Below are 24,627 nucleotides of genomic sequence, written 5' to 3'. Positions count from 1 at the left end.
CTCCTTGTCGTCACCGGGTCTCGTCCCGCCGGTGCGGCGGAACACGGACGCCCCCAGTCTGTCAGCCTGCTTGCCGTTCGTCAGCCCCGCTCGTCCGCCGGGGCGACCACGAGCCGCAGCGCTCACGAGCCGGAGCGGCCCTCCTGCTCGAGCAGCCGCAGCCGCTCCCGGTACTCGTCCTCGGTGAGCTCTCCGGCGGCGTGGCGCTCCAGCAGGCCGTCACGGGCCCGGCGCAGGCCGAGGCGGGTGCGCGACCTGCGGCCCCAGCGGGTGTTCTGCCCGTAGCGTCCCACGAGCCACCGGACGCCCCGGGCCACGGTCCACACCGCGGCGGCGGCCAGCAGGGCCCAGGACATCACCTCCCAGCCCTGGAAGGGGGTCAGTCCCAGTTCGCCCACGGTCCCACCGTCCCTCCGGCGTCGTCGGTCGTTCCTGTCTCCGGCGGCGCGCCGTCCGGGGCGCGCTCGGTGGCCGAAGAGTAGCAGTCGCCTCCGACGCCGGGCCGGGGCGGTCCGGTCGGGACGGGTCGGCGGCCGCCGGGCCCACCGGGCGCCGGCGGGGTCAGCGGGTGAGCGTGCCGATCCCCTCGAGGATCGCCTCGTGCACGCGCGGGTCGCTGAGCGGCAGGAAGTGACCACGCGTGCCGAGCTGGACGTTGCGCGCCCCTTCGAGGTGGCTGCCGCCCGGGATGTGGGGGTCGAACAGGCCGTAGACGGAGACGATGTGCCGGTTGACCTCCCGGCGGGTGGTCAGCGCGGTGAGCTCCGGGGAGTGGGGCAGGAACACCCGGATCGTCGGGAGGGGCAGGAGCCGGGCGAGCTCGGAGCCCGCGAAGGGGGTGTTGACGGCCACGAGCCCCTGGATCACGGTGCCCTCGTTGTGGTGGGCCAGGAGGTGCTTGCCGATCAGCCCGCCCTTGCTGTGCGCCACCAGCACGCAGCGCTCGATCCCCTCCCGGCGGATGTGCTCGTCGACCAGCGCCGCCATGTCCTCGATGGTCCCGGTGTTGAACCTCAGGTCCTCCACCACGTGGACGTCGTGGCCGTGCTCCCGCAGCAGCCCGGCCACCGGGAGCATGAACGTCCACGACTCGTAGATCCCGGGGATCAGCACGACCGGCGTCCGCCCCGGCTCTCCCGGGCCCCGGTAGTGGGCGGGCTCCCACCGGCCGAGGACGCCCGCGGCCTGCCACCGGACCGCGTAGACGTAGTCGCGGGCCCAGGCCGCGAGATTCGCGGCCGCCCCGCCCAGCCGCGGGATCACACCGGGCTCCCCGGACGGCAGGCGGCGAGGAAGGGCGCGCACGCCGCGGCGAGCTCCCGGGGGTCGGTGTGCTGGACGTTGTGCGGGGCCCCGGGGATCTCCAGGAAGCGGGCGTCGGGGGCCGCCCGGGCCAGCCGGCGGGCCCAGTCCCGCCGGGCGATGGGGTCCCGGGACCCGCGCACCACCAGCCCGGGGGGCGTGCAGCCCCGGATGTCCTCCTCGATCCGGTCGCGGAGCATGTGCCGGGTAGTGCGCAGATAGCGGAGCGGGCCCATCCGGAGGTAGTCGCGGACGACCACGGCGTTGGTGCGCGGGGGCTCGCGCAGGGTGTCCCGCAGCAGCCGCCACCCCTGGCCGAGCAGACTGCGCGCGGTGGGGTCGACGGTCGGTCCCACCAGCACGTAGCCGGCGCACAGCCCGGGGTGGTCCCTGACCGTGTCCACGACGACCTGGCAGCCCATGGAGTGCCCCATGACCACGGGAGCCCGCAGCCCCAGCGCCTCGACGGCCCCCGCGACCACGCGGCCGAGCTCGGGCACCGACAGGGGCCGGGCGGGGCGCGGCGAGGACCCGCAGCCCGGCAGGTCGACGGCGTAGACGTCGTGCGTGGCCGCGAGCGCGTCCGCGAGCCGCAGGAAGTACCGGCCCGACATGCCGATGCCGTGCACGAGGACCACCGGGGGCCGTGCGCGGTCGAAGGTCCCCCGCACGTCGACCGCGTGGGTGCCGGCGACGACGCGCCGCCGCTCGAGCCCCGGGTGCCCCCGCGCCCTCACCGGTGGGTCGCCTCGAGCGCCAGGCGCACGACGTCGAGCGGGTCCCGCCGCGCGGCGTGGGCCGCCAGCTGCCGCCGGGCGCCGGAGCCGTCCCGCAGGATGCCGGCCACCACGGACTCCACCTGCGCGGCCTCGTCCCACTCGGCGAGCACGGGGCGCACGGCGGCGAGCAGCTCCGCCACGACGTCCGCGGCCGGGGCGGGGGCGCCGGAGGCCGGGCTGATCAACGGCCCCTCGACGCCGGCCCTGCTGGCCTGCCAGGACCAGGTCCGCAGCTGCGCCGCGCTCACCGGCGGCGCGGGGAGGCCCGCCCGCCACTGGCGGGCGGCCGTCTCGACCAGCGCCCGGCCGAGGGCGGCCAGCACCCCGGTGTGCTCCGCGTCCAGGCACACGTCGGTGATCCGGATCTCCACGGTGGGGTAGCGGGCCGAGAGACGGGCGTCGAAGTAGATCATGCCGAGGTCGAGGGGCACCCCGGAGCGCAGCAGGGCCTCGCGCTGCCGGTCGTGCTCCTCGACCGAGCCGAAGACCTCCGTGGGACCGGAGGTGGGCCAGCGGACCCAGGCCTGGTAGCGGTAGCTGCTGAAGCCGCTCTCCCGGCCGTACCAGAACGGAGAGTTGCCGCTCAGGGCGAGGAGGACGGGCAGCCACACCCGGATGCGGTCCAGCACGGCCACGCCCTCCTCGCGGCTGCCGACGCCCACGTGGACGTGGAGGCCGCAGGTCAGCTGCTCGGCGGCCACCAGCCCGAAGCGCTCCTGGAGCCACCGGAAGCGCGGTGCGGGCACGAGGTGCGGGGCGCCCGCCGTGACCGGTGAGGCGAGGGCGACGGCGCGGGCACCCACCGCGCGGGCGGCGGCGTCGGCCAGGCGGCGCCCCTGATGGATCGCGGCGATCTGCTCCGCGAGACCGGTCAGCGGAGGACTCGCGACCTCGATCTGCTCCTGCTGCAGCTCGGTGGTGACCTGGTGCGCCGGTGCCGTCGCCGGGGAGGAGCGGACGCCCGCGGCGTGCGCGTCCACGGCGTCCGGGCCGGCGGCGGCGGGCTCCAGCGTCACGGCGTCCACGAGGAGCAGCTCCTCCTCCACGCCGAAGGTGCGGGTGGGGCCGGTGGTCGCTGCGGGGGACGGGTGCGGGAAAACGGTGATCACCACCATCCGGGAGGGGCTGGAGCGGTGCGGACGGGCGGGGCGGGCGGCCCCGCCGTCGTCGCCGGGCGGATCCCCCGGCTCACTGCGGAGCGTAGCACCGGGGACCCGCGCAGCGCCGCTGCGGGGGTTCGCGACGCCTCCTGACGCGGAGGGCGGGGCGGGGTTCGCTGGAGGGGCCAGGAGGGGAGTATCCCCCCGCGCAGCGTCGTCACGACGGTCCCACCGCAGGATCCGGCGCGCGGGCCCCGGAACGGGCCGGGAGAGACCTCCGGTCGGGAACCGGAGGGTGGCTGGTGGCGATGGACGTCCCGTTCTGGGGGTGGGCCGCGGTGATCGGCGGCATCGTGGTCCTGCTGGCTCTGGACCTGCTCGCCCACCGGCGCCCGCACGCGATCGGGCTGCGCGAGGCCGCGGTGTGGACGGCGGTGTGGGTGGCCTGCGGGACAGGCTTCGGGGTGGTGGTCTGGGCCGTCTTCGGGTCGCAGGCCGGCCAGCAGTACTTCGCCGGGCACCTGATCGAGAAGTAGCTTTCCGTGGACAACGTGTTCGTCCGGGCGGTCCTGCTCACGTACTTCGCCGTCCCCCGCGCCTACCAGCACCAGGTGCTGTTCCTGGGCGTCTTCGGCGCGCTGGTGCTGCGGGCCATGTACTTCCTGCCGGCGGACCTGATGCACCGTTTCGTGCACCTGCGCGCCGGGCTGGCCCTGGTCCTGGTGTGGGTGGGGGTGAAGATGGCGCTCAAGGTCGACCTGGTCGACATCCCCACGGGGGTCTCCCTCGCGGTGATCACGGTCGTGCTGGTCGTGTCGGTCGGCACGAGCCTGCGCGCCACCCGCGGGCAGGGGCGGCGGGCGCCGCAGTGCCCGGAGGCCCCGCCGTTCCGGACCGCGACCCCCGCGGAGCTCGCGGCGCTCCAGCCCCTGCGGCCGTCCCGGGCCGCCTCCGCCGACCGGGGCGAGGACGGCCGGAGCGGCCGCTGAGGGCGCGGACCGCGCCCGGCGCCGGATGCGGGCCAAGGTCCTGCACCGCCGCTGCGCGGGCCTGCCCGTGCCGCCGCCGGGGCCGGCGCTGCGTGAGGCCTCCTGAGCCTTCCGGCGCAACGTTGCCGCGACAACCGGCGTGGATGCGAAGATTGGCGGCAGTGCACACGACATCCTGAGCGCGACCCACCGTGGGGCCGGGGATGAGGAACAGGACGGCGGGACCCATGAACGACCACCCCACGAGAGACCGGGCCGCGGAGGCCACCGGCGGGCTCGACCCCCGCCGGTCGGCCGGGCGCCTGGTCGCCGTGGACGCCGCCCGGGGACTGGCTCTCGTCGGGCTGACGGCGGTCCACTTCCTGCCGCAGTCCTATCCCGACAACGACCGGCCGACGCTGTCCTGGCTGCTGTTCGCCGGGGACTCCGCGGCGCTGTTCGCCCTGCTCGCCGGGGTCGGCCTCGCCTTCTCCACCGGCGCGCGCAGACCCCGCAGGGGCCGGGACCTCACCGCCGGCCGCGCCGGGATCGCGGTGCGCGCGCTGCTGATCATGGTGATCGGGCTGACCGTCGGGTACCTGATGCCGGCGGACCCGCCGGCCGTCGGCATCCTGGTCCAGTACGGGCTGTTCTTCCTGCTCGCGCTGCCCTTCCTGGGGCTGCGGGCACGGACCCTGTTCCTGTGCTCGGGCGCGTTCCTGCTCCTCGGGCCCCTCCTGATCCACTGGCTGGGCGACGTGGTGCCCGAGCACAGCGCCGCCAACCCGACGTTCGCCCACCTCGTCACCGAGCCGGTCGCGCTCTTCTTCCAGCTGACGCTGACCGGCACGTACCCGGCCGTGACGTACATGGCGTACCTGCTCGCCGGGCTCGCCCTCGGCCGCCTCAACCTCAAGAGCCTGCGTCTGCAGAGCCGCCTCCTGGCCGCGGGACTCGGCCTCGCGGCCCTCGCCAAGCTCGTCTCCTGGGTGCTCCTCTACGGCATGGACGGCTACAACGTCCTGCTCTACAGCATCGTCTCCCTCACCCGGGCGGACCTGGACCACCTCGTCGTCTTCGGCGCCGACGGGCCCCTGCCGACGTCCTCGCTGTGGTGGCAGGCGCTCTCCGCCCCGCACACCAACACGCTCCTCTCGGTGGCCTGGAGCCTCGGGGTGAGCACGGCCGTGCTCGGCGCCTTCCTGCTCGCCGGCCGCGAGTTCGGCAAGTGGCTGCTGCCGCTCACGGCCATGGGTGCCATGACCCTGTCCCTGTACACGGGACAGCTGGTCCTGCTGGCCACCGAGGTCCACTACAGCAGCCCGCTGCTCTGGTTCGCAGCCTGCCTCCTCGTCTCAGCCCTCGTGGCGCTCGCCTGGCGGCACGCCTTCGGACGGGGTCCGCTGGAACGGCTCGTGTCTGCGGCCGCGCACGCGACCACCCGTGCCGTCGCCGATCGGGGGACGCCCCGCGGCCCGGAAACTCCCAGGAGGCCCCTGGGGTAGCACGTGCCTCCGCCGGCCGGACACGCGCCGACGGCTGAAACACGGCCCCGGCCGCTCGCTGGCCGCACGGATCCGTTAGCGTGACAGCAGCGCCGCCCGGCGCCGGCAGGCGGAGCGCCCGCCTGCCGTGGACCTCAGGAGGAACCATGCCGAAACCTGTCATCAGCAAGGCCAGCACCGTCTGGACCGGCGATCTCTTCAACGGCTCGGGCACCACCAGCCTGACCGGCTCGGGCCTGGGCCCCTTCGACGTGGACTGGGACACCCGCGCGGAGAGCGGCGCCGGCGCCAAGACGAGCCCCGAGGAGCTCCTGGCCTCCGCGCACGCCACCTGCTACGCCATGGCGTTCTCCAACATGCTCGCCCAGAACGAGACCCCGCCCACCCGGCTGGACTCCTCGGCCGAGGTGACCTTCGTGGCGGGCGAGGGCATCAAGGGGGTCGAGCTGACCGTGGTGGCGCAGGTGGAGAACATCTCCGCGGAGGACTTCGCGCGCATCGCCGAGGAGGCCAAGGCCGGCTGCCCGGTCTCCCAGGCCCTGTCCGTGGACATCAGCCTGGACGCCTCGCTGGCCTGATCCGGTGCCCGGCTCCGCCGGCCCGGGCGCTGCCCCGGCCGGCGGGGCCCGCCGCCTCCGGCGTGTCGGTGACGGACGGCGACGGTGCAGAAGGTCGCGCGCGCCGGACCCTGCTCCTCGTGGATCCGCTCCCGGCCGACCGGACCCGTGACGTCAGCCGCGGTCGGCGAGCGCCCGGCCGAGGTCCTCGGCCTGCAGGTCGGCGTTGACAGCCGTGGCGGTCGTGAGCCCGGCCGCCGCCGCGGCGAGGACCTGGGCGTGGAGGTCCGTGACGTTGCCCGCCACGTAGACCCCCGGCACGTCCGTGCCGCCCGTGGGCGCCGAGGGCACGTACGTGCCGACGGCATGGCCCTTCTCCTCCACGTCGGCCGTGCGCAGGCCGAGGGAGTCGATGAGGGCGGAGCGGACCGTGAAGCGCGGCACCACGACCACGGCCCGGCACGGCACGAGCTCGCCGGAGACCAGCCGCAGACCGGTGATCCGGTCCCCCGACACCTCCACGCGCCGCACCTCGCCCGCCACGCACTCGATGCCGAGGGCCGCCAGGTGCTCGCGCTCCTCGTCGTCCGGCGCCGGGGCGGTGTGCTGCACGAAGGTGATGTCGTGGCTCCACTGCCGGAACAGCTGCGCCTGCTGCGCGCCCAGGGGGCCGGTGCCCAGCACCGCCAGCGGCTCGTCCCGCCACTCCCAGCCGTGGCAGTAGGGGCAGTGGACGACGTCGCAGCCCCACCGCTGCGCCACGCCCGGGACGTCCGGCAGCTCGTCGGTCAGTCCGGTGGTGATCAGCACGCGGCGCGCCCGCACCGACCGGCCGTCCTCGAGCGCCAGCAGGAACCGGACGCCGTGGCCGTCGTCCCCAGTGGGACGGGCGGAGACCACCGTGCCGTCGACGACGTCCGCTCCGTAGCCGGTGACCTCGGCACGCCCGTCGGCGAGCAGCGCGCCCGGGGCGTCGCCGTCGCGGCCGAGGTAGTTGTGCACGTGCTCCGCGGGGTCGTTGCGCGGGGCCCCGGCGTCCACCACGAGGACCGTGCGCCGGGCCCGGGCCAGGCACAGCGCCCCGGCGAGGCCCGCGGGCCCCCCACCGACGACGACCACGTCATAGCTCTCGTCCATCGTGCCTTCCCCCGTCCCGGAGCCGGTCCCGGCGACAGTACTGCGCCGCCCTGCCAACGTAGCAGTGCCGGGACAGGGATGTAAGCCTGCTGACTGTAGGTGGCGCCGGAGCATTCGGCGCGCACCCCTCCCCCGGGCGGGCAGCGCCGGACCGGGCGGCGCCGGTGCTCGTCGTGGGAAACGAAGACGTCCCCCGGACCGTGTGGTCCGGGGGACGTCTTCCGTGGTGACCCCAGCGGGATTCGAACCCGCGTTACCGCCGTGAGAGGGCGGCGTACTAGGCCGCTATACGATGGGGCCGTACCGATCCGGTCCGCGGTTTCCCGCGACCGGCCTCGTACACTGTACCAGGTCCCGTGCCCTGTTCCGGACGCCGGCCCTGCTCCGGCAGCGCAGCGCACCCCGGACACGAGAACACCCCCGGACCGTGTGGTCCGGGGGTGTTCCGCGGTGGTGACCCCAGCGGGATTCGAACCCGCGTTACCGCCGTGAGAGGGCGGCGTACTAGGCCGCTATACGATGGGGCCGTACTGTTCCGATGGAGCAGCGCTGGGATACCAGGACTCGAACCTAGAATGACGGTACCAGAAACCGTAGTGTTGCCAATTACACCATATCCCACTGTCGTCCCCGGTCCGGCGGTTTCCCGCGGCGACCGGCGCAACGCAAAAGAACTATACCGGCCTTCCGGCACGGCGGCAAATCGGTGTCAGGCGCAGTAGCGGTCCTCGAGCTCCCGGTCGATCCCCCGGCGGCGGGCGATGCCCGCCAGTGCTCGGACGACCGGCCCCAGCCAGCGGTAGAGCCCCGGGAGGTTGATGTCGGTCCACTGGATGAGCAGCGCCGTGCGGAGCAGGCTCCGCGGCCGGCCGTCCCGGCGGGTGCGCCCGTCCCGGGCGAGCCCGTACAGGGCCACCAGGCCCTTCTCGAAGCCCTCGTGGGCGGGCCGCACCTCGACCACGAAGCGGGTCGGGGTCCCGGCCGGGTTCTTCCAGCGGAACAGATGCTCCGGGGGCACCTCGGCCTCGCCGCCCGCTCCGAGGTCCCGCACGACGTGGCCGATCTGGACCCGCAGCACGCCCTCGAGGACGCGCACGCGCATCCCGAACCGTCGGTGGTAGTGGGCGAGCACCTCTCCCCCGGGCTCCACCTCGACGTGCAGCAGGGCGTGCTCGCCCCCGGTCTCCGCGCCGGTGCGCAACCACGTGATGGTGTCCCGCTGCACGGGATTGCGGTGCTGCGGGCGTCCCGCGCGCATCGCCTCGATCTGGTCGTCCGTCCGGTCCATGCTGATCGCCCCCGTGTCCCAGGCTACGCCGGAGCGCCCGGCTGTGTGCAGATGACGTCCCCGCCGACGACGACGGTCCGGCCAGCCCTCCGCGGAGGGCTGGCCGGACCGTCGTCGTCGGCGGGGAGGGCGCTCAGCCGAGCTGGGCGGCGAGGGCGCGCAGGCGGGTCAGCGAGGAGTCCTTGCCGAGGATCTCGAGGGACTCGAACAGGGGCGGCGAGATCCGCCGGCCCGAGACGGCGGTGCGGACGGGGCCGAAGGCCAGTCGCGGCTTGATGCCCAGCCCGTCCACGATGGCCTCGCGGAGCGCGGTCTCGAGGGTGGCGGCGCTCCAGTCCTCGAGCGGCTCCAGGGCGGCAAGGGCGGCCCGCAGGACGTCGCCGGCGGAGTCCTTGAGCTGCTTGCGGGCGTCGTCGGCGACCTCGATCTCGTCGTCGGCGGCGAAGAGGAAGGACAGCAGCTCGGGGGCCTCGCCGAGCAGGTTCATCCGCTCCTGGACCAGCGGGGCGGCCCGGTCGAGGATGTCCCGCTGGCGCTCGTCCAGGGTGTCCCCCAGCACGCCGCCGGCCTGCAGGTAGGGGACGAGCCGGTCGCGGAAGTCCTCGGGGGCGAGCCTGCGGACGTGGGTGCCGTTGATCGCGGTGGCCTTCTTGAGGTCGAAGCGCGCGGGGTTCGCCAGGACGTCGTGGACGTCGAAGTGCTCCACGAGCTGCTCCACGGTGAAGACGTCCTCGTCCGCGGACAGGGACCAGCCCAGCAGGGCCAGGTAGTTGAGCAGGCCCTCGGGGACGAAGCCGCTGTCTTTGAGGTGGAAGAGGCTGGACTCAGGGTCGCGCTTGGACAGCTTCTTGTTGCCCTCGCCCATGACGTAGGGCAGGTGGCCGTACTCGGGCACGTACTTCGCGAAGCCGATCTCGACCAGGACGCGGAACAGCGCGATCTGGCGCGGTGTCGAGGACAGCAGGTCCTCGCCGCGCAGCACGTGGGTGATCTCCATGAGGGCGTCGTCCACGGGGTTGGTCAGCGTGTACAGCGGCTGGCCGTTGGCGCGCACCACCACGTAGTCCGGGATGGAGCCGGCCCGGAAGACGATCTCGCCGCGGATCATGTCGTGGACCACGATGTCCTCGTCCGGCATCCGCATCCGCAGCACCGGCTCGCGGCCCTCCGCCCGGTAGGCCGCGACCTGCTCCTGGGTGAGGTCGCGGTCAAAGTTGTCGTAGCCGAGCTTGGGGTCGCGGCCGGCCGCCCGGTGCCGGGCCTCGACCTCCTCCGGGGTGGAGTACGCCTCGTAGACCGCCCCGTGCTCCCGGAGCCGGGCGGCCACGTCGCGGTAGACGTCCAGGCGCTGCGACTGCCGGTAAGGGGCGTGCGGACCCCCGGTCTCGACGCCCTCGTCCCAGTCGATCCCCAGCCACGCGAGCGCCTCGAGCAGCTGCTGGTAGCTCTCCTCCGAGTCGCGCAGGGTGTCGGTGTCCTCGACGCGGAAGACCATGGTGCCGCCGGTGTGGCGGGCGTGGGCCCAGTTGAACAGCGCGGTGCGGATCAGCCCCACGTGCGGGGTGCCCGTCGGGGACGGGCAGAAGCGCACGCGCACGGGCGAGGAGGTGGTCGAGGCGGTGGCCGGGGTGGCGGGCGTGTCGGTCATGGCTCTTTCGTGGATCGCTCGGGGTCTGGGCGGGGTCGTGCGGTGGTGCGGGGCGCCGCGGTGCCCGCACGGGTCGGCGGTGCGGACCGGCGCCGGCCGGTGGTGCGGGTCAGCGGCGCAGGACGGTCGGCAGGACGCCGATGCCCTCGACCTCCACCTCGATCCGGTCGCCCTCGTCGACGATGCCGACGCCGGCGGGCGTGCCCGTGAGGATGACGTCGCCGGGCAGGAGCGTGAACGCCTGGGAGACGTAGGAGACGAGGAACGGGACGTCGAAGACCATGTCCCGGGTGTTGCCGTCCTGCTTGGTCTCGCCGTTGACGCGGCTGCGCACGGCGAGGGCGGAGGTGTCGAGGTCCGTCTCGATCCAGGGCCCGAGCGGGCAGGCCCCGTCGAAGCCCTTGGCGCGCGCCCACTGCCCGTCGGTCTTCTGCACGTCGCGGCCGGTGAGGTCGTTGGCGGCGGTGTAGCCGAAGACCACCTCGGGCACGCGCTCCACGGGGACGTCCTTGCACATCCGTCCGATGACGACGGCGAGCTCGGCCTCGTAGGAGACCTGCTCGGTCCACGCGGGCAGGGTCACGGGGTCGCCGGGGCCGGCGACGGACGTGTTGGGCTTGAAGAACAGCATCGGCGAGGTGGGCAGCTCGTTGCCCAGCTCCGCGGCGTGGTCGGCGTAGTTGCGGCCGACGCACACGATCTTGGAGCGCGGGATCACGGGGGCGAGGAGGCGGACGTCGGCGATGTCGTGGCGCTGCTGGGTGGGGTTGACCCCGGTGTAGAAGGGGTCGCCCGCGAGGACGGTGACCGTCTCCTCGCCGGCGGCGCCCTGCACCGCGCCGAAGTGGATCTCGCTGTCGACCGTGAACCTGGCAATTCGCATGGGACCAGGCTATCCCACGGTCCGCGGGCGGCCGCGCGGCCCCGGTGGCGCCACCGGGGCCGCGCGGGGCTCAGACCAGGCGGGTCAGCCAGCCGTGCGGGTCCTCCGCGCGGCCCGTCTGGATCTCCAGGAGCTGTCGGCGGATGTCCATGGTGACCTCGCCGGGCCGGGCGCCCTCGTCGCCGATGGTCTCCTCGGTGGAGACGAGCCGGCCGATGGGGGTGATGACGGCGGCGGTCCCGCACGCGAACGCCTCGGTGATGGTCCCGGCCTGCCAGCCCTCGCGCCACTCGTCGAGGGTGAAGCGGCGCTCCTCGACGGTCATCCCGCGGTCCTTGGCGAGCTGGATGATCGAGCGGCGGGTGACGCCCTCGAGGATCGTGCCGGTGAGCTCGGGGGTTACCAGGCGGCCGTCGTCGTAGACGAAGAACACGTTCATGCCGCCCAGCTCCTCGACGGCGTCGCCGCGGTCGCGGTCCAGGAACATCACCTGCTGGCACCCGTGGGCGTCGCCCTCCATCTGGGCGATCAGGGAGGCGGCGTAGTTGCCGCCGCACTTGGCGGCTCCCGTGCCGCCGCGGCCGGCCCGGGCCCAGTCGCGGGAGAGCCAGATGTCCACGGGCTTCACCGGGCCGCCGAAGTAGTTGCCGGCCGGGGAGGCGATCACGGAGTACAGCACCTGGCGGGACGGGCGCACGCCCAGGAACGCCTCCGTGGCGATCATGAACGGGCGCAGGTACAGGGACTCCCCGTCCCCGTCGGGCACCCACTGCTCGTCCACCGACACCAGCTCGCGCAGCGAGTCCAGGAACAGCTGCTCGGGCAGTTCCGGCAGCGCCAGCCGGCGGGCCGACAGGTTGAGCCGGGCGGCGTTGGCCTCGGCCCGGAAGGTCCACACGGAGCCGTCCGCGTGCCGGTAGGCCTTGAGCCCCTCGAAGATCTCCTGGCCGTAGTGCAGCACGGCCGCGGCCGGGTCCAGCACCAGCGGTCCGTACGGCTCGACCCGCGGGTCGCTCCAGCGGCCCGTGCCCTTCTCGACGTCCCCGAACCAGTCGATCTTCACCATGTGGTCCGTGAAGTTCGTGCCGAAGCCCGGCTCGGCGAGGATTGCCGCCCGGACCTCCTCCGGGACCGGGTCCTGGCTGAGGTGGTGGGCGAAGGTGGTGGGCTGTGTGGTCACTGCGTCTCCCTGCGAGGTCGACCCCGTGGCGACCGGCACGCGGGGCTCAGCTGTTGGTTCCGTGCCCCAGCCTATCCCCGGAGCACGGCCGGATCGGCTCAGGCGAGGGCGGCGAGCACGCCGTCGCCCACCTGGGCGGTGGTGCGGGACTCGTTGCCGTGGGCCGCGAGGTCCTGCTGCACGGCGGCCTCGATCCGGGCCGCGGGCCCGGAGTGGCCGAGGTGCTCCAGCATCATGGCGGTGGCGAGGATCGCCGCCACGGGGTTCGCCTTCTGCTGCCCCGCGATGTCCGGTGCGGAGCCGTGGACGGGCTCGAACATCGAGGGCGCCGTGCGGTCCGCGTTGATGTTGCCGGCCGGGGCCAGTCCGATGCCGCCCGTCACCGCGCCGGCGAGGTCGGTGAGGATGTCCCCGAAGAGGTTGTCGGTGACGATGACGTCGAAGCGCGCCGGGTCGGTCGTGAGGAAGATCGTGGCCGCGTCCACGTGCAGGTAGTCGACGGCGACGTCGGGGAACTCGGCGCCGATCTCCTCCACGAGGCGCGCGTAGAGGCGGCCCGCGTTGACGAGCACGTTGTGCTTGTGGACCAGGGTCAGCCGCTTGCGCTCCCGCCCGGCGGCGAGCTCGAAGGCGTAGCGCACGAGGCGGCGCACGCCGTAGGCGGTGTTGAGCGAGACCTCGGTGGCGATCTCGGCGTCGGTGCCGCCGCGCAGCACCCCGCCGTTTCCGGCGTACGGGCCCTCGGTGCCCTCGCGCACCACCACGAAGTCGATGTCCCCCGGGTGGGAGAGCGGGCTGGTGGTGCCCGGGAAGAGCTTGGACGGGCGGAGGTTGACGAAGTGGTCGAGGCTGAAGCGCATCTTCAGCAGCACGTCGCGCTCGATGATCCCGGACGGGACCCGCCGGTCCCCGGGGGCGGCGCCGACCGCGCCGAACAGGATGGCGTCGTGGGTCCGCAACTCGTCCAGCGTCCGGTCCGTGAGGGTCTCCCCCGTGTCCAGCCAGTGCTGCGCGCCGAGGCCGAACTCCGTTTTCTCCACCGTGACGCCGGCCGCGGCGGTCACCGCGTCGAGGACCTTCACCGCCTCGGCGACGACCTCGGGGCCGATGCCGTCACCGGGGACGAGGGCGATCTTCAGGTGGGCGGGGGCGGCTGCGGGCGTCGGCTGGCTCATGGCCCCAGGATAGGAGCCGACCGACCCGTCCGACCACGGTGTGGACGGACGTCTCGCATGATGGACAGCTGAGTGCCGCTCAGGACTGGAGTGGGGCGGGCTCCTCGTAGCGCGGGAACACCGGCGCGGGCGGGGGCAGCTCCGTGCCGGCCACGAGGGGCGTGTCCAGGGCGGTGAACAGGCGGGCGTCGCCCTCGGCCTGGCCGAGCACGTCCAGCAGCCGGGCGGCGGCGTCCGGCACCACCGGCTGGACCAGGATGCCGACCGTGCGCACCACCTCGAGCGTCACCCAGAGCACGGTGGCCATCCGCCCGGCGTCGGTCTTGCGCAGCTTCCAGGGCTCCATGGCGGTGAAGTACCGGTTGGCCTCGGCGACCACCCGCCAGATCCGCTCGAGCGCCCGGTGGAACTGCTGCTCGTCGAACTCGGCGCGCACCGGCGCGCAGAGCCCGGCGGCGGCGGCGAGCATGGCCCGGTCCTCGGGGGTGAGCTCCCCCGGCGCGGGGACCCGGCCCTCGCAGTTCTTGGCGACCATCGACAGCGAGCGCTGCGCGAGGTTGCCGAGGTCGTTGGCGAGGTCGGAGTTGATGCGGTTCTTGATCCCGTCGTGCGAGTAGCTGCCGTCCTGGCCGAACGGCACCTCGCGCAGCAGGAAGAAGCGCAGCGGGTCGAGGCCGTACTCGGCCACGAGGGCGTGCGGGTCGATGACGTTGCCCACGGACTTGGACATCTTCTCGCCCTGGTTGAACAGGAAGCCGTGGGCGAAGACGCGCCGGGGCAGGGGCAGGCCGGCGGACATCAGGAACGCCGGCCAGTACACGGCGTGGAAGCGGGCGATGTCCTTGCCGATCACGTGGGCGTCGGCGGGCCAGTACCGCTGGAACGTCTCGGATGCGGTGTCCGGGAAGCCCACGCCGGTGAGGTAGTTGGTGAGGGCGTCCACCCACACGTACATCACGTGGTCCGGGTTGCCGGGCACGGGCACGCCCCAGTCGAAGGTGGTGCGGGAGATGGAGAGGTCCTCCAGGCCCGAGCGCACGAAGGACGCGATCTCGTTGCGCCGGGTCTCGGGGTGGACGAAGCCCTCCCGCTCGTAGAGCTCCAGCAGCCGGTCCTGGTAGGCGGAGAGGCGGAAGAAGTAGGACTCCTCCTCGGTCCAGGTGACCTCCGTGCCGGTGCCCGTCGAGCACCGCACGCCGTCCGCGCGGAGCTCGGTCTCGTCCTCGCCGTAGAACGCCTCGTCGCGCACGGAGTACCAGCCGGCGTACTTGCCGAGGTAGATGTCCCCGGCCTCCTCCATCCGGCGCCAGAGGGCCGCCGACGCCGCGTAGTGGTCGGCGTCCGTGGTGCGGATGAAGCGGTCGTAGGAGATGTTCAGGGCGTCGTCCATCTCGCGGAAGCGCGCCGAGTTGCGGTCCGCGAGCTCCCGGGCCGTGAGGCCCTCCTTCTCCGCGGTCTGCTGCATCTTCTGGCCGTGCTCGTCGGTGCCGGTCAGGAAGCGGACGTCGTAGCCGTCCAGCCGCTTGAACCGGGCCATGACGTCGGTCGCGATGACCTCGTAGGCGTGCCCGATGTGCGGGGTGCCGTTGGGGTACGCGATGGCCGTGGTGATGTAGTACGGGGTGCGGTGGGAGGAAGTCACGGCCTCCACTCTACCGACCGCGGGGGCCGTGCGCGCCCGGGGCGGCCGGGGCTCGGGGCCCGGCCGGGTCGGCTCACCGCCGGGGGCGCCCCGCGCCCAGACGCCCGCGGGTGAGGGCCAGGACGAGCAGCGCGGCCCCGGCGTAGGTGCCGAACAGGACGAGGTCCACGGTGTCCAGCAGCCCGGTGTGCACCGGCTCCGCGGCCAGCAGGACGAGGTGGTCCTGGGCCGGCGTGAAGCTCGCGTGCAGCAGCACGCACAGCAGCACGCTGCCCGTGCGGTTGTACAGCGGGGTGTAGAGGAACGCGAGGACGAACGGCACCGCGAAGCCCAGCGGCCCGTAGAGCGGGACGTGCCACACCCCCCACAGCAGACCGAGCAGCGCGGTCGCCCGGAGCGGGCCCAGCCGCTCCTGCAGTCGGGGCAGCGCGAAGCCGCGCCAGCCGGGCTCCTCCAGGCCGCCCCCGAGCACCGCCACGAAGGCGAAGGTCGCCAGGTAGGCGGGGGCCCGCTCGAGGGCCAGGGACCAGTCGACCTCCCGGCCCAGCGCCGCGAGCAGGGCGTTGACGACGGCGTACAGCAGCGCGGGCAGCCCCAGCGCCCAGGCCCACCAGCGGGCCGGGACCCGCCACCGCACGATCGCCCGGGCCCAGTCCCGCACGGGTTCCCCCGCCAGCCACGTGACGGCCCACGCCGCCACGAACGGGCCGAGGCCCCCGAGCAGGAGCAGCGGCGTGCCGCCCGCCCCGAGCAGCAGGGGCGCCCAGCACGTCCAGGACCACGCGTACGTCAGGACGAAGAAGGCCGGCAGCTGGTGCCGGGCGACCCGGCCCCGCAGGCCCGGCCCGGGCTGCTGTGCCCGTGCTCCGACGTCCGTCATGCGGACCACCCCCCGGGATCGCGGCGACCGGCTCCGCCCCCAGGGTAGGACGCCTGACACGGCGAGGGGCCGCGTCCGTACGGAATGCTCGGCGCATGACGTGCGAACGCGGCCCCTCGGCCGGTGCCCCCGCGCCGGGCGCGGCGGTGGGGGCGGGTGCGGATCAGCGGGCCGCGGTGCCCTCGACGTAGTCGGCGTCCGGCGAGGTCCACGCGAAGAGCTTGCGCAGCTCCCGGCCGGTGACCTCGATCGGGTGGGACTCCTCCTTCTCGCGCAGCTTCTTGAACTCGGCGCCCCCGTTGTCCTGGTCCTCGATGAAGCGCTTGGCGAAGGTGCCGTCCTGGATGTCGGCCAGCACGGCCTTCATGTTCTCCTTGACCGCGGGGCTGATGACCCGGGGGCCGGAGACGTAGTCGCCGTACTCGGCGGTGTCCGAGATGGACCAGCGCTGCTTGGCGATGCCGCCCTCGACCATGAGGTCCACGATGAGCTTGAGCTCGTGCAGGACCTCGAAGTAGGCGATCTCGGGCTGGTAGCCGGCCTCGGTCAGGGTCTCGAAACCGTACTGGACCAGGTGGGACATGCCGCCGCACAGGACCGCCTGCTCGCCGAAGAGGTCGGACTCGGTCTCCTCGGTGAAGGTGGTCTTGATGACGCCCGCGCGGGTGCCGCCGATGCCCTTGGCGTAGGACAGGCCCAGCTCGAGGGCCTTGCCGGAGGCGTCCTTCTCCACGGCCACGAGGGCGGGCACGGCGCGGCCGGCCTCGAACTCGCGGCGCACGGTGTGGCCCGGGCCCTTCGGGGCGACCATGACGACGTCGACGCCCGCGGGGGCCTCGATGTAGCCGTAGCGGATGTTGAAGCCGTGGGCGAAGAAGATGGCGTCGCCCTGCTCCAGGTTCGGGGCGATCGACTCGGCGTAGACGTGGCGCTGGACCTGGTCCGGCGTCAGGATCATGATGACGTCGGCTTCCTTGACGGCGTCCGCGACGGTGAGCACCCGCAGGCCCTCGGCCTCGGCCTTGGCCCGGGAGCGCGAGCCCTCGGCGAGGCCGATGCGCACGTCCACGCCGGAGTCGCGCAGGTTCAGCGCGTGGGCGTGGCCCTGCGAGCCGTAGCCGATGACGGCCACGGAGCGGTCCTGGATGATCGAGAGGTCGGCGTCGTCGTCGTAGAAGATCTCTGCCATGGGATTGTCTCCTTGAAGCATGGGTGGGCGCGGCGGGGGCACCGCCGCGAGGTGGTTGGGGTGTCTGTGGGCCGGCGCCCGCGTCCACCGCCGCCCGGGGGCGTCAGTGGCGCAGGGCGCGGTCGCTCATCGACTTGGGACCACGTCCGAGGGCCAGCGTACCGGCCCGGACGATCTCCCGGACGCCGAAGGGTTCCAGGATGTCCAGCAGCGCCCGGAGCTTCTCCGGGGCGCCGGTGGCCTCGATGACGAGCGACTCGGTGGAGACGTCGACAACGGTGGCCCGGAACAGGTCCGCGGCTTGGGTGACCTGCAGACGGGTCGCGGCGTCGGCGCGGACCTTGACCATGATGTGGTCGCGCTGCACCGACGAGTCGGGGGTAAGTTCGACGATCTTGATCACGTTGATGAGCTTGTTCAGCTGCTTGGTGACCTGTTCGAGCAGCTCGCCCTCGGCGTCCACCACCACGGTGATGCGGGAGACGCCGTCGAGCTCCGTGGGTCCCACGGCGAGCGAGTCGATGTTGAAGGCGCGGCGCGCGAACAGTCCGGCCACCCGGGTCAGCACGCCCGGCTTGTCCTCGACCAGCACGGAGAGGGTGTGTCGGCTCATGGGTCAGTCCTCCTCGTCCCAGTCGGGGGTCATGTTGCGGGCGATCTGGATCTGGTCGTTGGACACGCCGGTGGGCACCATCGGCCACACCATCGCGTCGGCGGAGACCACGAAGTCGATCACCACGGGGCGGTCGTTGATCTCGAGGGCCTGCCGGATGACGTCGTCCACGTCCTCGTCCCGGGTGCAGCGCAGGGCGGCGCACCCGTAGGCGTCGGCGAGCTTGACGAAGTCCGGCACCATGATGCTGTCGTGGCCCGTGTTCAGGTCGGTGTTGGAGTACCGGCCGTCGTAGAACAGGGTCTGCCACTGGCGCACCATGCCCAGCGAGGAGTTGTTGATCACCGCCACCTTGATCGGGATCTTGTTGATCGTGCAGGTGGCGAGCTCCTGGTTGGTCATCTGGAAGCAGCCGTCGCCGTCGATCGCCCAGACCACGCGGTCGGGCTGAGAGACCTTGGCGCCCATCGCGGCGGGGACGGCGAAGCCCATGGTCCCCAGTCCGGCCGAGTTCAGCCACTGCCGGGGCCGCTCGTACTGGACGAAGTGGGAGCTCCACATCTGGTGCTGGCCCACGCCGGAGACGTAGACGGCCTCCGGGCCGGTCAGGGCGGAGATCCGCTCGATGACGTGCTGCGGCGAGCCCAGCCCGTCCGCCGGCTTGGGGTAGCCCAGCGGGTAGGTGGCCTGCAGGCTGCTGAGCGCGGTCCACCACGAGGAGAGGTCGGGGCTGCCGCTGCGCTCGAACTCCTGGCGCACGGCGGTCACGAGGTCCGGCAGGATCTCCCTGACGTCGCCCACGATCGGGACGTCGGCCGTGCGGTTCTTGGAGATCTCGGCGGGGTCGATGTCCGCGTGGATGATCTTGGCCGTGGGGGCGAAGGTCTCGAGGTGGCCCGTGACGCGGTCGTCGAAGCGCGCGCCGAGGGTCACCAGCAGGTCGGCCTGCTGCATCGAGTACACGGCCGGGACGGTGCCGTGCATCCCGGGCATCCCCAGGTTCTGCTCGTGGGAGTCCGGGAACACGCCCCGGGCGGTCAGCGTGGTCACCACGGGGGCGCCGGTCAGCTCGGCCAGCTCCATGAGCTCGGCGGCCGCATCGGCGCGCACCGTCCCGCCGCCCACGTAGAGCACGGGCCGCTGGGCCGCCGCGATGAGCTTGGCGGCCTCCCGGATCTGCTTGGCGTGCCCGCGCGTCACGGGCCGGTAGCCGGGCAGGTCCATCCGGGGCGGCCAGGAGAACGTCATGGTGTCCTGCTGGGCGTCCTTGGCGATGTCCACGAGCACCGGGCCGGGGCGCCCGGTCGAGGCCAGGTGGAACGCCTCGGCGAGCACCCGCGGGATGTCCCCGGCGTGCGTCACCAGGTAGGAGTGCTTGGTGACCGGCATCGTCATCCCCACGATGTCCGCCTCCTGGAAGGCGTCGGAGCCGATGACCTTGGACGAGACCTGCCCGGTGATCGCGACCATGGGGATGGAGTCCATGTGCGCGTCGGCGAGGGCGGTGACGAGGTTCGTGGCGCCGGGGCCGGAGGTCGCGATGCAGACGCCCACGCGGCCCGAGGCGAGGGCGTAGCCCTCGGCGGCGTGGCCGGCGCCCTGCTCGTGGCGGACCAGGATGTGGTTGATCCGGTCCGAGTCCAGGAGCGGGTCGTAGGTCGGCAGGATCGCGCCGCCGGGGAGGCCGAAGACGTCGGTGACGCCGAGCTCCTCCAGCGCCCGGATGACGGCCTGGGAGCCGGTCATCTCCGTGGGGGCCACCGTGCTGCCCGGGCCCATGACGGACGGGACGGCGGGGACGGACTTCTCCGGGGCCCCCGGGGGCCGGTGGTCAGCGGCGGTCTCCGCGCGCTTGGTGGCCATCAGCGCTGGGCTGATCGGCTGTCCCTTGCTCATGTCACTGTCCTTCTGGTCTGGCCTTCTGGGCTGGTGCTGCTGGTCCGGCTCGACTGTCGCTCCGCCGTGGGCGCCGGGCAAGAAAAAAGGCCCTCGCGGCACCGGGAGGTGCGACAGGGCCCGTGCGCTCGACCGGTCGTCGGCTCAGGCCCCGCGTCCGACGAGGACGCGTACCGTGAGCTGGACGACACCGTGGCTGAGTTGCATGCTCCCATGCTCTGCCGCCCGGCCGGGCGTGTCAATCTACGGACTCCCTGTCCCACGATGTGAGACAGGGCACGTCCGGATCACCCCACCGCGTCCGCCGGGACGTCCAGCCGCCCCTCCTGCTGCAGGAACAGGGGCCGCTCCCCCGCGGCGATGCGCTCGAGCTGGGTCCGCAGCAGCCGCCGCACGCGCGGCTTGTAGGACGTGCAGGAACCACCGGTGTGCGGGGTGAGGATCGCCCCGGGGGCGCGGAACAGCGGGTGGTCGCCGGGGAAGGGCTCGGGCTCGACGACGTCGAGGGCGCAGCGGAGCCGCCCGGAGACGACCTCCGCGGTCAGCGCGGGGGTGTCGACCACCCGGCCGCGGCCCACGTTGACCACCAGGGCGTCGTCAGGCAGCAGGGACAGCACGCGGGCGTCGACGAGGCCGTCGGTCGCCGGGCTCGCGGGCAGGGCCACCACGAGCACGTCGGCGTCGGGCAGCAGGGCCGGCAGCTCGTCGATGCCGTGCACGGGGCCGCGCTCGTCGGTGCGGGCCCGGGAGGCCACCCTCGTGACCTCGACCTCGAAGGGGAGCAGCCGGTCTACCACGGCGGAGCCGATCTCGCCCACGCCCAGCACCAGGACGCGGCTGTCGGCCAGGGTGCGGGTCTCGAAGCGGCGCCAGATCCCGTCGCGCTGCTGCAGGACGGCGCGGTCGAGCTCCCGCTGGGCGGCGATCATCAGCCCCAGGGCCAGCTCGGCGGTCCCGGCGGCGTGCACCCAGCCCGCCGTCGAGAGCGCGAGGTCGGGCCCGATGGCCTCCGGCACACCGTCGAATCCGGTGCTCTGCAGCTGCACGAGCCGCAGGCGGGTCGCGGCGGGCAGGGCCCCCACCCAGCGGCCGGTGAAGTACGGGGCCACCGCCACGTCGATCTCGTCGGCGCGGGCCCCGACCGGGTCCCCGGCCATGTCCCACAGGACGTAGCGGAAGCCCGGGACGCGGTCGCTCAGGTGGTCCACGAGCTCCTGCTCCGGGAGGGAGACCACGCGGAGCTCGGAGAGCGGGACGGACGGGGCGGACGGCGCGGGGGTCTGTGCGGAGGGCATGACCGCCATGGTAGACGCCGCCGCCGTCCGGACGGCGGCGGCGGAATGGACAAGGCGGGACGAGCTGGTAGAGTACTTTCTCGTTGCGAGGCGGGACCCGGCGGAAGCTGGCCGGCGCGATTCGGTCCCCGGGCCGGGAGCGTGCTAGTGTTCTTGCCGCACCACCAGCGCCTCTAGCTCAATTGGCAGAGCAATTGACTCTTAATCAATGGGTTCTCGGTTCGAGTCCGAGGGGGCGCACCACAGGAGGACCCCACCGCGGAGCACCGCGGTGGGGTCCTTCGTCGTTCCCGGGGCACGACGGCCCGCGGGCACGAAAAAACCCGGGGTCGTCGTGCCCCGGGTGCTCCCGCCGGAGGCCGCCGTCCGGCGACCTCGCGTGCCCTCGTGCCGGTGCCGTCCTCGACCCCGTGCCGACCCGCCCCGCGCCCACCCGTGCCGGGACCGCGGGCCGCGGCCGCCTCAGGACGCGGTGTCGCCCGCCGTGCCGGCCTCGGCGATGTCGCGCGACTGCTCGGGCGTGGTGGCGTCGGCGGACCCGGCGTCGGTGACGGTCCCGTCCGGCTGGACCCGCAGCTTCCAGCGGGCGCCGCCGAGCGTGGTGATGATGTCGGCCAGCGTTCGGCGCAGGTTCTCGTCCGTGAGCAGCCCGTGGTCCACCAGCTCGTCCTCGAGCTGGGTGGCGGCCTCGAGGATGCGCAGGCCCTCCGGGGTGATCGACACGAGGTGGCTGCGGCGGTCGTGGACGTTCTTGGACCGGTTGACGTGGCCGTGCAGCTCGAGCCGGTGCAGCGTCTTGCCCATGGTCTGGGCCTGCACCCGGACGCGGTGCGCCAGCTGGGCCTGCGTCATGCTCCCCGCCGTCTTCAGCACGTCCAGCGCCATGACGCCCGCGTGGGTCACCCCGAGCGTGGCCAGGCGCTCGTTCCACGCGTGCTCCACGAGCCGGGCCGCGGTGGAGAGCAATCGGTTGGTCGGCCATTGAGTGGTGAAAGGCATGCAAAGCAGTCTACCGACCTGCACCACGGAATACAGCACCATGCTAAGCAAACTGACGAGCATTTCTCCGCGGGCGGATACGTGGCGGCCCCGAGCGCTCCCCCGGGTCCGCCGGGACGGGCGCCGGTAGTGTTCGTGGTCCGGGGCCGTCCCGCGGCACCGGACCCACGCCCGGGCCCGGCCCGGACGGCACCACCGACCCGACGGAGGAACATCCCCATGGCAGCACGTCTCGAACCCGGCAGCCCGGCCCCCGACTTCTCCCTGCCCGACGCCCAGGGCCGGACCGTCTCCCTCGCCGACCACCGCGGGCGGCGGGTGGTCGTCTACTTCTACCCGAAGGCCTCGACCCCCGGCTGCACCACGCAGGCGTGCGACTTCCGGGACAGCCTGGAGCGCTTCGCCGCGGACGGGTTCGCCGTGCTCGGCATCTCCCCGGACTCCCCGGAGGCCCTCGCGCGGTTCGCCGAGGCCGAGTCCCTCACCTTCCCCCTGCTCTCCGACCCGGACCACCGGGTCGCCGAGGCGTACGGCGCCTGGGGCGAGAAGAAGAACTACGGCAAGACCTACGAGGGCCTGGTGCGCTCCACCGTGGTGGTCGGGCCCGAGGGCGAGGTGGAGCTCGCGCAGTACAACGTGCGCGCCACGGGCCACGTGGCGAAGCTGCGCCGCGACCTCGGCCTGGAGGGCTGAGGCTAGGATGGGCGGGGGCCCGGACGGGCCCCTTCGGCGCGAGTGGTGGAACTGGCAGACACGCAGGATTTAGGTTCCTGTGCCCTGACCGGCGTGCGGGTTCGAGTCCCGCCTCGCGCACCCCGCCGTCCCCGGGCACGCCCCGGGGCCGGCCCACGACGACACCCACGACCGATCCGGTCAGGCAGCGAAGGACCCATGGCGCCCAGGCGAACCCCCCGCACCGCGGCCGCGCTCGCGCTCGTCGCGGGGCTCCTCGCCCTCGGCGGGTGCGCCCCCGCGGGCGAGGGACCCGGCACCCCGACCGCCTCCCGGTCCGTGCCGAGCGCGGAGTTCGTGTTCGCCAACGCCGCCGCCGCCCCCACCCTGGACCCGGCCACGGTCAACATCCTGGAGACGTCCCGGATCGGGGCCCAGATGCTCGAGGGGCTCGTCTCCGCCGACCCCTCCACGGGCGAGGCCGTGCCGGCCCTGGCGCGGTCGTGGGAGACCTCCGAGGACGGGCTCACCTACACCTTCGACCTCCGCCGGGACGTGCGCTTCCACGACGGCACCGCCCTGGACGCGGCGGCGGTGTGCGCGAACTTCGAGCGCTGGGAGGCCCTCGCCGCCGACGGGGCACGGACCCCCTTCGCCACGGTCCTGCGCACCGGCGCCCCCGGCATCGACCCCCTCTACGCGGGGTGCGCCGCGGCGTCGGAGTCCACGGTGGAGCTCTCGCTGACCGCGCCGCACACGCCCCTGCTCCGGGCGCTGACGCAGCCCGCCTTCGGGATCGCGTCCCCCGCGGCCCTGGCGGCCGGCACGCACGAGGCGCACCCCGTGGGCACCGGCCCCTTCCGCTACGAGTCGGGGGACGGGACGAACGTGGTGCTGGTCGCGAACCCCGACTACTGGGGCGAGCTCGGGGACATCGGCCGGCTCGAGTTCCGCACGATCGCCGAGCCGGAGCTGCGCTACGTGGCGCTGCGCCTCGGCCAGGTGGACGGCTACGACCAGGTGGGCCTGGACTCCTTCGCCCCGCTCGCGCGCGAGGGCGTGCAGGTCCTCCAGCGCGACCCGTACTCCGTGTCCTACCTCGGCATCAACCAGGACGTGGAGCCACTGGACGACCCCGAGGTGCGGGAGGCGATCGCCGCCGCCGTGGACCGCGGTGCGATCGTGCGCGAGCACTACCCCGACGGCACCCGGGTGGCGAACCAGTTCCTGCCCGCCCGCTTCGCGATGGACGGGACCGACCTGCAGGTCCCGTCCTACAACCCGCAGCGGGCGCGCGATCTGCTGGCGGCGTCCTCCTACGCCGGCGAGCCGCTGCGGTTCTACTACCCCCGCGGCACCTCCCGCACCTACATGCAGGAGCCCGAGAAGATCTACGCCGACATCGCGGCCCAGCTCGTGCGGGCGGGGTTCGTGATCGAGCCCGTCCCGGTGGCCTGGTCGGACGGATACGTGCAGCAGATCCAGGACCCGGAGGGCGACCACGCCCTGCACCTGCTCGGCCTCAACGGCGGCTACCGCGACCCGGACTACTTCACGGCCGCCCTGTTCGGCGCCCCCCGCGGGGAGTTCGGCGTGGACGCCGTGTCACTGTTCGGCGCCGTCAACCGCGCGGCGGCGCTGCCCGACGGCGAGGACCGCTCGAGCGCGTACGTGTCGATCAACAACCGCGTCTCGCGGCTGCTGCCAGCCGTCCCGCTGGCCCACCCGATCTCCGCGGTCGCCGTCGGGGACTCCGTGACGTCCTTCCCCCTGAGCTCCACCGGCAACGAGGTCTTCAACCGGGTGGACCTCGGCGCCGCGCCGTGAGCACCGGCCCCGGCGCGCGCCCGGCCGCATTCGGGGTTCGTCCGGGCGTGGCGATAGTCTGATCCCGACCATTCACCGGCGCAGCGCCGGGC

At 73.4% G+C, this 24,627-nt stretch carries 23 protein-coding genes and 5 tRNA genes; 8 read left to right on the top strand and 20 right to left on the bottom strand.

Annotated elements, in window-relative coordinates; all coding sequences use genetic code 11:
* Positions 1-122 precede the first annotated feature (122 nt).
* The 4 genes from AC6CH6_RS02755 to AC6CH6_RS02740 form a co-directional block, all read right to left on the bottom strand.
* On the bottom strand, positions 123-398 hold the full coding sequence (locus AC6CH6_RS02755) for an SHOCT domain-containing protein (RefSeq protein WP_017833203.1): 276 nt from the start codon (positions 396-398) through the stop codon (positions 123-125).
* Positions 399-561: 163 nt separating this feature from the next.
* Complete coding sequence (locus AC6CH6_RS02750) at positions 562-1,263, bottom strand: esterase/lipase family protein (RefSeq protein WP_498253937.1); 702 nt, start codon at positions 1,261-1,263, stop codon at positions 562-564.
* The gene (locus tag AC6CH6_RS02745; RefSeq protein ID WP_498253936.1) at positions 1,260-2,039 is read right to left on the bottom strand and encodes an alpha/beta fold hydrolase; all 780 of its coding nucleotides are present in this window, start codon (positions 2,037-2,039) and stop codon (positions 1,260-1,262) included. The genes AC6CH6_RS02750 and AC6CH6_RS02745 overlap by 4 nt, the downstream gene beginning before the upstream one ends.
* Positions 2,036-3,190, bottom strand: a complete 1,155-nt coding sequence (locus tag AC6CH6_RS02740) for a glutamate--cysteine ligase (RefSeq protein WP_498253935.1) — start codon at positions 3,188-3,190, stop codon at positions 2,036-2,038. The genes AC6CH6_RS02745 and AC6CH6_RS02740 overlap by 4 nt, the downstream gene beginning before the upstream one ends.
* 293 nt (positions 3,191-3,483) lie before the next feature.
* Between AC6CH6_RS02740 and AC6CH6_RS02735 the strand changes: the two genes are divergently transcribed.
* The 4 genes from AC6CH6_RS02735 to AC6CH6_RS02720 all read left to right on the top strand — a co-directional run bounded on the left by AC6CH6_RS02735 (position 3,484) and on the right by AC6CH6_RS02720 (position 6,232).
* Positions 3,484-3,717 (top strand): hypothetical protein, encoded by a 234-nt coding sequence (locus AC6CH6_RS02735; RefSeq protein WP_498253934.1) that lies wholly within the window; start codon positions 3,484-3,486, stop codon positions 3,715-3,717.
* Positions 3,718-3,723: 6 nt separating this feature from the next.
* Positions 3,724-4,170: a TerC family protein gene (locus AC6CH6_RS02730; protein ID WP_498253933.1), complete on the top strand. Its 447-nt coding sequence runs from the start codon at positions 3,724-3,726 to the stop codon at positions 4,168-4,170.
* Between the two features lie 227 nt (positions 4,171-4,397).
* On the top strand, positions 4,398-5,654 hold the full coding sequence (locus AC6CH6_RS02725) for a heparan-alpha-glucosaminide N-acetyltransferase domain-containing protein (protein ID WP_498253932.1): 1,257 nt from the start codon (positions 4,398-4,400) through the stop codon (positions 5,652-5,654).
* A 146-nt stretch (positions 5,655-5,800) separates the two neighbouring features.
* Complete coding sequence (locus AC6CH6_RS02720) at positions 5,801-6,232, top strand: OsmC family peroxiredoxin (RefSeq protein ID WP_498253931.1); 432 nt, start codon at positions 5,801-5,803, stop codon at positions 6,230-6,232.
* A 153-nt stretch (positions 6,233-6,385) separates the two neighbouring features.
* On the opposite strand, the gene AC6CH6_RS02715 is transcribed toward AC6CH6_RS02720, so the two are convergent.
* From AC6CH6_RS02715 to AC6CH6_RS02645, 15 genes are all read right to left on the bottom strand, one after another.
* Positions 6,386-7,348, bottom strand: a complete 963-nt coding sequence (locus tag AC6CH6_RS02715; protein ID WP_498253930.1) for an NAD(P)/FAD-dependent oxidoreductase — start codon at positions 7,346-7,348, stop codon at positions 6,386-6,388.
* Between the two features lie 224 nt (positions 7,349-7,572).
* Positions 7,573-7,648, bottom strand: a tRNA-Glu gene (locus AC6CH6_RS02710).
* 151 nt (positions 7,649-7,799) lie between these two features.
* Positions 7,800-7,875 (bottom strand) — tRNA-Glu (locus AC6CH6_RS02705).
* 22 nt (positions 7,876-7,897) lie between these two features.
* Positions 7,898-7,969 (bottom strand) — tRNA-Gln (locus tag AC6CH6_RS02700).
* 88 nt (positions 7,970-8,057) lie between these two features.
* Positions 8,058-8,636 (bottom strand): cupin domain-containing protein, encoded by a 579-nt coding sequence (locus AC6CH6_RS02695; protein ID WP_498253929.1) that lies wholly within the window; start codon positions 8,634-8,636, stop codon positions 8,058-8,060.
* Between the two features lie 133 nt (positions 8,637-8,769).
* A complete protein-coding gene (gene gltX, locus AC6CH6_RS02690; protein ID WP_498253928.1) occupies positions 8,770-10,284 on the bottom strand; it encodes a glutamate--tRNA ligase in 1,515 nt (504 codons plus the stop codon).
* A gap of 109 nt (positions 10,285-10,393) precedes the next feature.
* Positions 10,394-11,167: a fumarylacetoacetate hydrolase family protein gene (locus AC6CH6_RS02685; RefSeq protein WP_498253927.1), complete on the bottom strand. Its 774-nt coding sequence runs from the start codon at positions 11,165-11,167 to the stop codon at positions 10,394-10,396.
* A 70-nt stretch (positions 11,168-11,237) separates the two neighbouring features.
* Entirely contained in the window at positions 11,238-12,347 is a 1,110-nt protein-coding gene (locus AC6CH6_RS02680; protein ID WP_035928893.1) for a branched-chain amino acid aminotransferase, read from the bottom strand.
* A gap of 98 nt (positions 12,348-12,445) precedes the next feature.
* Positions 12,446-13,522, bottom strand: coding sequence for a 3-isopropylmalate dehydrogenase (locus tag AC6CH6_RS02675; RefSeq protein ID WP_498253926.1), 1,077 nt, complete (start codon positions 13,520-13,522; stop codon positions 12,446-12,448).
* A gap of 79 nt (positions 13,523-13,601) precedes the next feature.
* Positions 13,602-15,164, bottom strand: coding sequence for a methionine--tRNA ligase (metG, locus tag AC6CH6_RS02670; RefSeq protein WP_498253925.1), 1,563 nt, complete (start codon positions 15,162-15,164; stop codon positions 13,602-13,604).
* Between the two features lie 73 nt (positions 15,165-15,237).
* Entirely contained in the window at positions 15,238-16,044 is an 807-nt protein-coding gene (locus AC6CH6_RS02665) for a CPBP family intramembrane glutamic endopeptidase (RefSeq protein WP_498253924.1), read from the bottom strand.
* A 163-nt stretch (positions 16,045-16,207) separates the two neighbouring features.
* Positions 16,208-17,233: a ketol-acid reductoisomerase gene (ilvC, locus tag AC6CH6_RS02660; protein WP_133410868.1), complete on the bottom strand. Its 1,026-nt coding sequence runs from the start codon at positions 17,231-17,233 to the stop codon at positions 16,208-16,210.
* Between the two features lie 103 nt (positions 17,234-17,336).
* On the bottom strand, positions 17,337-17,846 hold the full coding sequence (gene ilvN / locus AC6CH6_RS02655) for an acetolactate synthase small subunit (protein ID WP_017833218.1): 510 nt from the start codon (positions 17,844-17,846) through the stop codon (positions 17,337-17,339).
* A 3-nt stretch (positions 17,847-17,849) separates the two neighbouring features.
* Positions 17,850-19,742, bottom strand: coding sequence for an acetolactate synthase large subunit (locus tag AC6CH6_RS02650; RefSeq protein ID WP_498253923.1), 1,893 nt, complete (start codon positions 19,740-19,742; stop codon positions 17,850-17,852).
* Between the two features lie 287 nt (positions 19,743-20,029).
* Positions 20,030-21,046, bottom strand: coding sequence for an NAD(P)-dependent oxidoreductase (locus tag AC6CH6_RS02645; RefSeq protein ID WP_498253922.1), 1,017 nt, complete (start codon positions 21,044-21,046; stop codon positions 20,030-20,032).
* 158 nt (positions 21,047-21,204) lie between these two features.
* Here AC6CH6_RS02645 and AC6CH6_RS02640 point away from each other — a divergent pair.
* A tRNA-Lys gene (locus AC6CH6_RS02640) sits at positions 21,205-21,280 on the top strand.
* Positions 21,281-21,499: 219 nt separating this feature from the next.
* Here the strand turns inward: AC6CH6_RS02640 and AC6CH6_RS02635 are convergent.
* Positions 21,500-22,036, bottom strand: coding sequence for a MarR family winged helix-turn-helix transcriptional regulator (locus AC6CH6_RS02635; protein ID WP_017833221.1), 537 nt, complete (start codon positions 22,034-22,036; stop codon positions 21,500-21,502).
* 219 nt (positions 22,037-22,255) lie between these two features.
* On the opposite strand from AC6CH6_RS02635, the gene bcp reads away from it, so the two are divergent.
* The 3 genes from bcp (at position 22,256) to AC6CH6_RS02620 (ending at position 24,535) form a co-directional block, all read left to right on the top strand.
* On the top strand, positions 22,256-22,729 hold the full coding sequence (gene bcp / locus AC6CH6_RS02630) for a thioredoxin-dependent thiol peroxidase (RefSeq protein ID WP_419968201.1): 474 nt from the start codon (positions 22,256-22,258) through the stop codon (positions 22,727-22,729).
* Between the two features lie 36 nt (positions 22,730-22,765).
* Positions 22,766-22,849: transfer RNA gene (locus tag AC6CH6_RS02625), tRNA-Leu, on the top strand.
* 78 nt (positions 22,850-22,927) lie between these two features.
* Positions 22,928-24,535, top strand: coding sequence for an ABC transporter substrate-binding protein (locus tag AC6CH6_RS02620; protein ID WP_498253921.1), 1,608 nt, complete (start codon positions 22,928-22,930; stop codon positions 24,533-24,535).
* Positions 24,536-24,627 lie beyond the last annotated feature (92 nt).

This window comes from Kocuria sp. GQ42 (genome assembly GCF_059758435.1).
This window is presented reverse-complemented; position numbering and strand designations above follow the sequence as displayed.